The organism is Microbulbifer sp. 2205BS26-8, from assembly GCF_030731025.1.
Taxonomy (GTDB): Bacteria; Pseudomonadota; Gammaproteobacteria; order Pseudomonadales; family Cellvibrionaceae; genus Microbulbifer; species Microbulbifer spongiae.
In genome coordinates this window covers 90,629-102,124 of sequence record NZ_JAVAMR010000009.1, presented here as the reverse complement: position 1 = coordinate 102,124, position 11,496 = coordinate 90,629, and the positions used below count along the sequence as shown (strand labels likewise).

Sequence of the window (11,496 nt, the reverse complement as noted above, 5' to 3'; positions counted from 1 at the left end):
CGAGACAGACCAAGGTGCTGGTCGCACTCACGCAAAAGCAGAAGGCCAGCATTGGAGATCAAATCACCACCAGTGAAATCTGCGGTGATTTTGCGGCGGGAAAAGGATGAAAATCGGAGTTCAGGTTGGTAGCATTCTGTCACGGCGGAATTTCTTATTGGACTGTCTTGTACACCGGTAATGATAAGATTTTCCGCCGTTCTTGTGTCTGGAACCATGCAAAATCCGGGTTAGAGCGAATCGCTGCTGCCGAAAACTAAACCAAATCCATCAGCAATTGTTGTACCGGGGCAAAGCTCGCCCTGTGCACAGGACTGGGGCCAAGCTGCTGCAAAGCCTGTAGATGCACTTTGGTCGGATACCCTTTGTGCCGGGCCAATCCATATCCCGGATATTGTTTATCAAGCTCCACCAGCTCCCGGTCTCGCGTCACTTTTGCAAGAATAGAAGCCGCTGCAATGGCTGCAACCCGGTCATCTCCTTTCACCACCGTATCACACGGATAAGTCCAGTCCGGCTTTTTATTGCCGTCCACCAAGACATACTCCGGTTGTACAGATAGCTGTTCCACAGCGCGGCGCATGGCCAGTAAACTGGCTTGTAGAATATTGATCCGGTCGATCTCCTGCACCGTGGCACGGGCGATAGAGTAATCCAGCGCACACGTACAGATATGATCAAAGAGTAGTGTACGCTTTTTTTCGCTCAGTTTTTTTGAGTCGGCGAGACCTTCAATAGGGTAGGCCGGATCGAGAATGACCGCCGCCGCAACGACATCCCCAGCCAGGGGGCCGCGACCCACCTCATCGACACCGGCAAGCAACACGCCCTGATAAGTACAAATGTAAGGGGGGAGCACTTTTTGGGGACACATCCATTTCTATCCACTTTGCTTCAACAGGTTGCAGACAGCATCCGCTGCACGTTCGGAGGCATTGCAACGCAACTGTTGGTGAAGTTCATCAAATTCCCGCTGCAGTTGATCCCCCAGCAGCGGATCCTCAAAGTAACGCATCAAGGCAGCCCCGAGGTTTTCCGGAGTGGCATCGCTTTGCAATATTTCCGGCACCAACTCCCTCTGCGCCAGCAGATTGGGCAGCGACACCCAGGGAGTATGTAACATTCGGGATATAATAGCGTAGGAAACTCTGCCCAACTTGTAAGCCACCACCATCGGTTTCTTCAACAGCATCGTTTCCAGGGTGGCAGTGCCCGAGGCGATCAATACACAGTCTGCAACGGTAAGCGCCGTTTGAGCGTGGCCTTCCAATACAGTTACCGGCAGCCCATTAAAACGCTGTAACTGCTGATTGATCTCTGAAAAACGCAGTCTGTTGGCGGCGGGTAGGACAAACTTGATATCCGGATTGCGCTGGTGACACCAGCGGGCAGCCTGCAAGAACAGTGGCCCAAGTAAGCGCACTTCTCCAGCACGACTGCCTGGAAGCAGGGCGATGACTCTATCGCTATCCGCAAAACCGAGTTCCCGGCGCTTTGCTGAGCCATTGACCTGCAATGGAATATCATCGGCAAGGGGGTGCCCGACAAAGGTTACCGGTATTTGGTTTTCCCGGTAAAATTTGGCCTCAAAGGGCAGCAATGTCAGCATATGGTTCACTGCGCGGGCAATCTTTTTGACCCTTCCCCGCCGCCAGGCCCACACTGAGGGACTGACATAGTGTACGGTTTTGATCCCCTCAACTTTGAGGGATTCTTCCAGAGACAAATTGAAATCCGGTGCATCGATGCCGATGAAAAGATCCGGTGGATTTTTGGTGAAATACTGGTAAAGGGCACGGCGGATCCTTAACAGTTCTGGCAGACGCTTTAAAGGCTCTACCAACCCCATCACCGACAGCCGCTCCATGGTAAACAGGGATTTTGCGCCCAAAGCCAGCATACACGGGCCAGCAATACCTTCGAATGTCACCCCAGGCAGGCGTTTTTGCAGTGCAGCCATTAGACCCGCACCCAGAATATCCCCCGAGGACTCACCGACCACCACACCAATGCGAAACGGCTTATGCTCTTCTGACACGCCTTAAAATTCCTCTGCATGAAAGCTGGCCCCATGAAACCAGGCATTATTCATTCAAAGATCAATCCCGGAAGCCATGCGGTTAACAGTTTCTGCCTAAATCCCGTAAGGCTCTAACGGACAATACCGCGGGTGGAGAATTGCAATGAGTCAATCCAGGGCTGAATAACAGCAGATTGTTCGCGCAGTTCCACCAGGGCCTGCAAAGCTTCCTGTTGTGTCAAACCGCGTCTATACACAATTTTATAAGCCTTGCCGATCAGCGCGGTTTCCTCGCGGGAAAATCCGCGGCGACGCAATCCTTCCAGGTTAATGGTTTTTGCTTCAGCCGGGTTTCCGGCAACCATCACATATGCCGGTACATCTTTGCCAACAGCAGCCCCCATACCAAGAAAGGCGTGCTCGCCGATGGTACAGTATTGATGCACTAAGCTATACCCACTGAGGACGGCCCAATCCCGCACGACCACGTGGCCGGCAAGGGCCACATTGTTAACCAGAATGGTATTGTTGCAAATTACACTGTCGTGGCCGACATGGGCGTAGGCCATGATCAGATTATCATTGCCGATGGTAGTCTCTCCGCGATCTTGCACTGTACCGCGATGAATGGTTACCCCTTCCCGGATAACATTATTATCCCCAACAACCAGCGTGGTTTCCTCCCCCCGGTACTTCTTATCAGCGGTATCCTGACCAACTGAAGCGAACTGGTAAATACGGTTGTTCTTTCCCAGACTACTCGGCCCACTCAGAACTACATGCGAGGCAATATCACAACCATCCCCTATTTCCACTCCAGGTCCGACAATAGAGTAGGCGCCGATACTCACCCCAGAACCAATGATTGCCGTTGGGTCGACAATCGCTGTGGGGTGGATAGTTGTCTGCATTCTGAAACCTACTCCTCATATAGTGGACACTGCGGGTACCATAAACTTAATGCCGCAACAGAGAAGCCGAAAGATTGGCCATTCTCATGCCGACGGTGCAAAATAGCTACACTTTCTTCACAGCACACAGGATCTCCGCAGAAGCCGCCAGTTCACTGCCGACACTGGCCTGACAGGTAAATTTCCAGATATTGCGACGTACAGAGACCGATACAGATTCGAGATCCAATCGGTCTCCGGGAATCACCTGGCGTTTAAAGCGCACCTTATCGACACCGCCAAAGAGGTACAGGTAGCCGTCTTCAGGCTTCTTGCCAGAGCTTTTGAACCCAAGAATCCCGGAAACCTGTGCCATAGCTTCAATAATCATAACCCCAGGGAAGATGGGCATCTGCGGAAAATGTCCGTTGAAAACCTCTTCATTCACTGAAATGTTCTTATAGCCCTTGATAGACTTCCCCGTTTCGAACTCCACAACGCGGTCCACCAGCAAAAAAGGATAGCGGTGTGGCAGGTACTCGCGAATTTCACATACATCCATCATTCCAAATGCCCCCAGAAACCACTTCGGGGCGATAAACGCCCCGAAAACAACAAAGCCAAGTTTGATCCATTCACTACCAGCCGCTTCATCCCTCCCCATCAATATGGCGGGACAACGCTTCCAGCTGTTTTTCCAAGTCCTTCAGCCTCTTCGCCATTTTGTCCAGCCGCCCAAAACGCACCGCATTGCGACGCCAGGTAGGGCTATCGGAAAAAGGCAGGGCACCGGAATAACTGCCCGGGCTGTCAATGGATTTGGTCACAAAAGTATCGGCAGTCACAGTACAGCCATCGGCAATCGCCACATGTCCTGCGATACGTGAGCACCCAGCCAGAGCACAATGCTTCCCAATGACTGCACTGCCGGCAATCCCTGAACAAGCAGCAATGGCTGTGTAGTCACCAATCTTCACATTGTGCGCGATTTGAACCAGATTGTCGATCTTAACCCCGCTGCCAATAATGGTATCGCCCAGGGCCCCGCGATCAACACAGGTATTGGCTCCTATTTCGACATCATCGCCAATATTTACCCCGCCGAGCTGATAGATCTTGATCCACTCCTGCTGGTGATGTGCAAAGCCGAAACCATCGGCCCCAATTACCGCCTGACTGTGGATAATACAATTTCTGCCCAGGCTGCAGCGGTGGTGCACAACAACACCGGCGTGCAAACAACTGCCCGCACCTATGATAGCCCCCTCCCCCACAAAGCAATTGGCCCCCAGAGAGACATTGGGGCCAATTTTGGCATATTTTTCCACTACAGTGCCGGCGGCCACACTGGCACTGGAGGCAATTTCAGCATCGGGGTGAACCACTGCCGAGGGATGAATACCGACCTCCGCTTGTGGTGCTGAGTTAAACAGGGCACTCGCACGGGCAAAAGCGAGATAGGGATTTTCGACACAGAGCACGGAAACCGGGCAATCATCGGCAAATTCCTCAGTGACCAACACCGCACCGGCAGCAGTATTTTTTAGGAAGCGGCGGTAGGCGGCACTGGCCAGGAAAGCCAGGTGGCTGGCTCCGGCATCCTGCAAAGTACTGAGACCAGAAATTTCGTATCGGGAGTCTACACCGGGGGCCAGACGCAGCTCAGCGCCCAGTACCCGCGCAAGATGGGCCAGAGACAAATTGTCACTCATAGAAGCTAGGGTTTACTTTTCTGCATTCATGCGCTTCACAACTGCCAGCGTGAGGTCGACCTGGGGGCTGGCAAAAAACGCTGTATTGGCATCCAATACCAGATCCAGCTTCTGTTCTTTGATAATCGCTTCCAGTGCAGCCTTGGCCTTGGGCCCTAGGGAAGTTTGTATTTCCTGACCTACCTGGGCCTCCATCGCACGCAACTTTTTAACCGCGGTCTCGAAATCGGAGCGTTTGAAATTCACCTTGCGCTGGTACTCGGTCTTCTGCTCATCGGACCAGGTCACACTGTTTTTCTGGGCATCCTCTTGCATTTTCTGCAACTCGGAACGAATCGACTCCGCGCTACTTTGCAGTTTGGAGTATTCGGAGCTGGTTTTTAAAGAATTCACTTTTGACTTGGCCACATCCGTGCTCATGATGGCAGCCTGCAGATTTAATATCGCAATTTTGGTCTGCGCCAGTGCGGCGCCGGACAGGGTCATACCCACTAGCAGAACTGCAATAGTTTTCACACTTTTAAGCACTTTTGTTTCTCCAATCAATGTTATTTTTACGGTGCTCGATTTGCACCATACATACCCTCTCCTGTGAGGCTGTAAGGTTAGAAGCTGTTACCCAGGGTAAACTGGAAGACCTCCTCCTCATCATCCTCGTTTTTCTTCAATGGCTTGGCCAAACTGAAGGTAAGCGGACCAAAGCCGGTAATCCAGGTCAATCCCAAACCTGCGGAAATATTCATTTTACCAAAATCTACATCGTAACAGTTAATCTGGGTATCGCCACAGCTGGTGTCGAATACATTGCCTGCATCGATAAAGAAGGCCGACTGCAGAGACCGTTGATCCTTGATAAACGGCAATGGGAATATCACCTCTGCACTACCTTCAATTAAGATATTGCCGCCGAAGGGATCCGCATCGTCCCTTGGAAAAGTCTCTAAACGGCCATTAGAATCCACTGCATAACAAAATTGTGTGATTTCCCCATTTTCGGTCGCACAAGCTATTGGAGCAACTAGAGCCTCTGCAGGCGTAGACCGTGGCCCGAGGGTATTGCGCTCAAACCCGCGTACCGATCCGAAGCCCCCGGCATAATAGTTTTCAAAGAATGGCAACTCGTCGAGGTTCCCATAACCATCCCCGTAACCCAAGCGGGTACGCAGGCGCAAAGTCAGGCTTCTGGTCAGTGGGCGGAAATACTGGCCGGTATAGATAAACTTATAATATTCAAGATCACTGCCGGGTACGGTGAATTCCACGGAAAAATTTTGAGAGGCTCCGCGCGTGGCCAGAATCCCGCGGTTCAACGTGGAACGTGCATAGGAGGCGGTCAGGCTCAGGTTATCAAACGAATCCCCGTAACGATCAATAAAACCATCGGAAGGAAACAAGCCCTCAGTGAGTGGCATTGCCAAGTCCAAATCTACAGGATCCTCCTCTTGGGAAGCTGCAACCACTTCTTGAGAATCTGCCCTGGTAATAACCCCGTCTATCCCAATCAGGGGAGTCGGGCTCGAAGCGATTTCCTGCACCGAAGTCGTACTTGTAGAGAGCTCGAGGTGACTAAGCCCAATATTCAAACCCACACGGGAGATTTCGGAGACCGGATAACCAAAACTCACACCACCACCATAAGTTTCGGTATTAAATTCAGACAGGTTGACCTCAGAATAGTCATTTTTTCGATAATAAATATTGAAGCCACGACTGACGCCATCTGGCGTAAAGTAAGGGTCCAGATAGGAAAAGTTAACAGCGGTCTGGTATTTTGAAGCATTCAAACCAATGCCAACCGATTTACCCGTGCCCATCCAGTTGTTTTCCTGAATATTGGCCCCCAGTACAAGGCCGCTGGTCTCGGCATAGCCGAGGGTTCCGCCAATAGAACCAGAGGGTTGCTCCTCGACCGTATACTCCACATCAATCTGGTCTGAGGTTCCCGGAACTTCGGTAGTTTCAACCTCAACCTCCTTAAAGAAGCCGAGCCGTTCGAGGCGGACTTTTGACTGTTCAATACGTGCAGACGAGGCCGAAGCAGATTCCATCTGGCGCATTTCGCGGCGCAATACTTCATCTGAGGTGCGGGTATTGCCGCGAAAATTGATACGTCGTACATAGGCGCGCTTGCCGGGATTAATAAAGAAGGTGACCTTCACCGTCTTTTTTTCTCTATTCGGCTCGGGGATGCCGTTGACCTCCGCAAAGGTATACCCTTCATTGCCCAGGCGTTTGGTAATATAATCAGAAGTGGTGGTCATCAGCACCTGGGAGAAAGTCTGGCCCTCGCGCACAAGCAGTAACCGCTGGATTTCCTCCTCCGGAACAACCGGGTCACCAGCCAGATCCACCTCACTCACAGTATAAACATCGCCCTCGATCACATTCACGGTAATAAAAACACTGCGTTTGTCCGGGCTCAGGGAGACCTGGGTGGAGTCAATCTGGAAATCGAGATAACCGCGGTCTAGGTAATAAGACTCCAGACGTTCCAAATCACCAGTCAATTTCTCTCGGGAATATTTGTCGTCACTGCGCAGCCAGGACAACCAGCCCGTAGTCTGTAGTTCAAAAATTTCCGCCAGTTCCTCATCGGAAAAGGCGCGATTGCCGACAATATTAATATGCTTGATGGCAGCGACCGAGCCCTCATCCACAATAATCTTGAGTTCTACCTGATTTCGCGGCAACTCTTTCACTTCGGTTTTTACACTGGCACCGTAACGCCCCTGCGCCACATACTGGCGCTGAAGCTCCTGAGCCAGCCCTTCCAGGGTCGCACGCTTAAAGATCTGGCCTTCGGCAAGGCCATTTTCCTGCATCCCCTTTAGCAAGTCTTCCGTTGAGATAGCCTTGTTGCCGGTAATCTCAATCTTGGATATCGCCGGGCGCTCCCGCAGTGTGACAACCAGGACGCCATTTTCACGGCCGATCTGAATATCTTCAAAGTAACCAGTGCGGAAAAGCGCTCGGGTCGCACTCTGAATATCCAGAGCCTCAATTTCATCACCCACTCTAACCGGGAGCGCAGAGAATACCGTACCGGCCGAAACGCGCTGCAACCCTTCCACGCGGATATCGTTGACCACGAACGACTGCGCTATCGCACTCAATGGCAATACCAGGCCGAGGGAGGCCGCTTTGAGGAAATCTTTCATCTACTAATTCCGAGTCTTTTTATTCGCGCACCAGGCATGCAAGTACCCTGTGAACACCCACTTCCCGGCACCATTTCCCTTCACACTGTTTGGAGGGCAACTATCCAACAGGTCACAAGCGCAAAATGTCATTGTATAGCGCCAATCCCATGATGCAGAGGACCAATACCATACCCACTTGCATTCCAATCACCTGAACCCGTTCTGACACAGGTGAGCCCTTGATCGCCTCAATACCATAGTAGAGGAGATGGCCGCCATCGAGTACCGGAATAGGGAGCAGGTTGAGTACACCAAGCGTGATACTGAGCAGTGCCAACAGAGACAGAAAGGACTGCCAACCCGCCTCTGCGGAAGTACCCGCCACTTTAGCAATGGTAATGGGACCACTCAAGTTTTTGGTTGAAATTTGACCAAATATCAACTTCTTCAAACTATGCAAGGTAAACAGGGTTTTATCCCAGGTTTCCTGCAACCCTTTGTAGAAAGCCCCACCAATACCGTAGTGAAAAACCCGAATCCGATCCTCCGGCCAGGGTTCTGAAAATGGTAGCACCCCGATCTGACCAACAAGTTCACCACTGTCAAGGGCAACCCCTGCGGGGGTCACCGGCAGAGTCAGTCTCTCACCCTGTCGCTCCACTTCAATCTGGATAGGGTTACCGGCATGGGCACGCACATACCGACTCCAGTCTTCCCAGTCCGAAAATGCCTGACTATCGGTACCAACAATCTTATCACCGGCACGAAGACCAGCGGTACTGGCAGCACTGCCCTCAACAACCCGATAAAGTGTCATACTAGCCGGCGGCGTCCAGAGTTCGAGCCCCACCCCGACCAATGGGTCAGACACTTCCTGCCCCGACAGCCAGCGATCGATGTCTGCCGCTGCATGGTATTCAAGGTTTGAATCAGGGTAGCGCACGGAGAATTCTATGACACCACTATCTCCGAGGCGGTTGGCCAAACGCCAGTTCAGCGCCTGGCGGGTTGGAGTTGCCTCACCATCTACAGCGATGATTTCCTGGCCGACCTCAAGCCCGGCAGCCTCAGCAATACTGCCGGGTTTCACAGCCTGCACTATAGGCACAGGGCCGGCTGCCCCGCCCATAAACACCACCCAAAATAAAACAATCGCCAGGAGAAAATTCGCTACCGGCCCGGCAGCAGCAATGGCAATGCGCGCCCAAACACTCTTGCGGTTAAAGGCTTGTTCTACCTGATTGAGGGCAACAGGCCCCTCCCGCTCATCCAGCATCTTGACGTAACCGCCAAGGGGAATGGCCGAGAGTGTAAATTCCGTGCCGTGCCGGTCATAGCGTGAGATAAGGCGGCGGCCAAAACCCACCGAAAAGCGCAGCACTTTAACCCCAAAAAGACGTGCTACAAGGAAGTGCCCAAACTCGTGGAAAGATACCAGCACACCGAGAGCCACCAGGGCCCAGATTACCGTCTGAATCAGATCCATATGCAATTACAGTTTCTTTATCATGCGCAAACCCCGCCATTATACGCCCTATCCTATGGCTAGAGAGCTCCTATTACCTGCCGGGCCAGTTCTCGCGCATTGAGATCAGTTGTTTCGACTGTTTCGAGCCCGGTCAGTTCAACCAACGGAGCACGATTCATGACTTTCTCTATAGCAGTTGCAATGCTGGTAAACGCCAGCCGCCCCTGTAAAAAGGCCTCAACTGCCACTTCATTAGCCGCATTCAGGACTGTGGGTGCACTGCCCGCCGCATCAATCGCCTCTCTGGCCAAACGCAGACATGGAAAGCGGTGAAAGTCCGGCGCCTTAAAGTCGAGCCGCCCCTGGGCGATCAGATCGAGGGCCGGAACACCCGCATCCATGCGCTGCGGAAAAGCCAGCGCATGAGCAATTGGGGTACGCATATCCGGATTGCCCATCTGGGCCAGTAACGACCCGTCCCGGTACTGCACCATTGAGTGCACAATACTCTGTGGATGCACCACTACCTCAATCTGTTCGGGGCGAGCACCGAACAGAAAACAGGCCTCAATAAACTCCAGCCCCTTATTCATCATGGTGGCGGAGTCCACAGAGATCTTCCGCCCCATGGACCAGTTCGGGTGCGCACAGGCCTCATCCGGTGTGACCCGGTGCAGATCCTCCCTGGCACGGGTTCGAAAAGGACCACCGGAGCCGGTGAGCAGTATCTTTTCAACACCCGAGTTTTCCAAGCTCTCACAGGGATATGGCAGACACTGAAAGATGGCGTTGTGCTCGCTATCGATAGGCAGCAATTGTGCACCATTGGCCCGCAGCGCGCGCAGGAACACCGGTCCGGCCATCACCAGTGCCTCCTTGTTTGCAAGCAACACTTTTTTGCCAGACTCCACCGCAGCAAGAGTTGGACGCAATCCGGCCGCACCGATGATCGCCGCCATCACGGTGTCCACTTCAGCGTCCGATGCCACCTTGCACAGCCCTTCCACGCCTGATAAAACCTCGGTGTTGCCCTCATCGGCCAGCAGAGACTGCAACTCCTGTGCGCGTCGCGCGCCGGGAACCACGGCGAAGCGGGGGCTAAAACGCCTGCACTGCTGGGCCAGCTCGGCAACTCGGTCGCGGGCTGTCAAGGCATAAATGGTGTACTGCTGCGGGTGGCGTGCGAGTACATCGAGCGTACTGACCCCAACTGAACCTGTAGAGCCAAGCACAGTCACGGTTTGCGGAGATCTATTTCGCATGAGTTCTCATTGTACCTCCGGGCCAAAAGGACTCCCGGCTCAGCCCCATTGGCAGGAGCACGGAGAGACACGTGTTACAAATTTATCGGCGCCAGCTAGAGATATTTGTGCAGTTCACTGGCCAGCGCGGCCATGGTAAACACCGGCAAAGCCGCGCAGAGGCTGTCGATCCTATCCATAACCCCACCGTGGCCAGGCAATATTCGGCTGCTGTCTTTGATGCCACGGTGACGCTTAAACATACTCTCCAGCAAATCGCCAATGACCGAGGCGAGTGCCGTTACCAACACTCCGAAGGTAAAAAGAAGCGTGTTCTTCAAGGGCAGTTGAAACAGGAATGAGGTTGCAAGCGCGAGGATCAGGCAGGCACCCAATCCCCCAAAAAAACCCTCCCACGACTTGCCGGGGCTCACCTCTCTGGCCAGTTTGCGTCTGCCGAACTTGCGACCAACAAAATAGGCGCCCACATCCGCGGCTACAACAATGGCCACAACGTAGAGTACCAGCCAAGCGCCGTGATCAAGTCCGCGCAGGATCACCAAAGACAGCCAGCTGGGCACCAATACAACCAGACCAACCAGTCCGCAAATCCAGCGGTTGCCCCACAGCACGGCACTGGCCGGATAACTCTGTACCCATAGAAAAGCCAGTGCCCACCAACCACAGGCAACCGCCAGTATTTGGCGTCCGCGGTCGATATCCGGAGAACTGAAATCCATTGAAAACACATACTGGGCAGTGGCTATCAGGGCGCCACCCAGCGAGGAGAGAAAAACTAAGCGCAGTGCGCGGTTGAGATTGGAAAGGTTGGCCCACTCCCAGCCACCCAGCAAAATCACGGCGACAAACACCAGCGAATACCATTGCATCGGCAACAGAAATAAAACCCCGGAAAACAGTGCCAGTAAGACCAAAGCAGTAATTATTCTTTGTTTTAGCACCGCAAACCCCTTATATCTGCACCCGTACTCTGCCTGCATATATCGCGCCGAACAAGAACACTC

The 11,496-nt window shown here is 52.9% G+C and carries 10 protein-coding genes; all 10 read right to left on the bottom strand.

Going from position 1 to position 11,496, the window contains the following annotated elements; translation table 11 throughout:
• Positions 1–256: 256 nt before the first annotated feature.
• Positions 257–874, bottom strand: a complete 618-nt coding sequence (rnhB, locus tag Q5Y71_RS05185) for a ribonuclease HII (protein WP_306040645.1) — start codon at positions 872–874, stop codon at positions 257–259.
• 6 nt (positions 875–880) lie between these two features.
• Positions 881–2,038, bottom strand: a complete 1,158-nt coding sequence (gene lpxB / locus Q5Y71_RS05180) for a lipid-A-disaccharide synthase (RefSeq protein ID WP_306040644.1) — start codon at positions 2,036–2,038, stop codon at positions 881–883.
• A gap of 113 nt (positions 2,039–2,151) precedes the next feature.
• Positions 2,152–2,931, bottom strand: a complete 780-nt coding sequence (lpxA, locus tag Q5Y71_RS05175) for an acyl-ACP--UDP-N-acetylglucosamine O-acyltransferase (protein ID WP_306040643.1) — start codon at positions 2,929–2,931, stop codon at positions 2,152–2,154.
• 106 nt (positions 2,932–3,037) lie between these two features.
• Entirely contained in the window at positions 3,038–3,475 is a 438-nt protein-coding gene (gene fabZ, locus Q5Y71_RS05170; protein ID WP_306040642.1) for a 3-hydroxyacyl-ACP dehydratase FabZ, read from the bottom strand.
• A gap of 85 nt (positions 3,476–3,560) precedes the next feature.
• Positions 3,561–4,622 carry a UDP-3-O-(3-hydroxymyristoyl)glucosamine N-acyltransferase gene (gene lpxD / locus Q5Y71_RS05165; protein WP_306040641.1) on the bottom strand — a complete coding sequence of 354 codons (1,062 nt, stop codon included), beginning with the start codon at positions 4,620–4,622 and terminating at the stop codon, positions 3,561–3,563.
• A gap of 12 nt (positions 4,623–4,634) precedes the next feature.
• Complete coding sequence (locus Q5Y71_RS05160; RefSeq protein WP_306040640.1) at positions 4,635–5,138, bottom strand: OmpH family outer membrane protein; 504 nt, start codon at positions 5,136–5,138, stop codon at positions 4,635–4,637.
• 89 nt (positions 5,139–5,227) lie between these two features.
• Positions 5,228–7,780, bottom strand: coding sequence for an outer membrane protein assembly factor BamA (bamA, locus tag Q5Y71_RS05155; protein WP_306040639.1), 2,553 nt, complete (start codon positions 7,778–7,780; stop codon positions 5,228–5,230).
• Between the two features lie 112 nt (positions 7,781–7,892).
• Positions 7,893–9,248 (bottom strand): RIP metalloprotease RseP, encoded by a 1,356-nt coding sequence (gene rseP, locus Q5Y71_RS05150; RefSeq protein ID WP_306040638.1) that lies wholly within the window; start codon positions 9,246–9,248, stop codon positions 7,893–7,895.
• Positions 9,249–9,307: 59 nt separating this feature from the next.
• Positions 9,308–10,492 (bottom strand): 1-deoxy-D-xylulose-5-phosphate reductoisomerase, encoded by a 1,185-nt coding sequence (ispC, locus tag Q5Y71_RS05145; RefSeq protein WP_306040637.1) that lies wholly within the window; start codon positions 10,490–10,492, stop codon positions 9,308–9,310.
• A gap of 95 nt (positions 10,493–10,587) precedes the next feature.
• Entirely contained in the window at positions 10,588–11,433 is an 846-nt protein-coding gene (locus Q5Y71_RS05140) for a phosphatidate cytidylyltransferase (RefSeq protein WP_306040635.1), read from the bottom strand.
• Positions 11,434–11,496 lie beyond the last annotated feature (63 nt).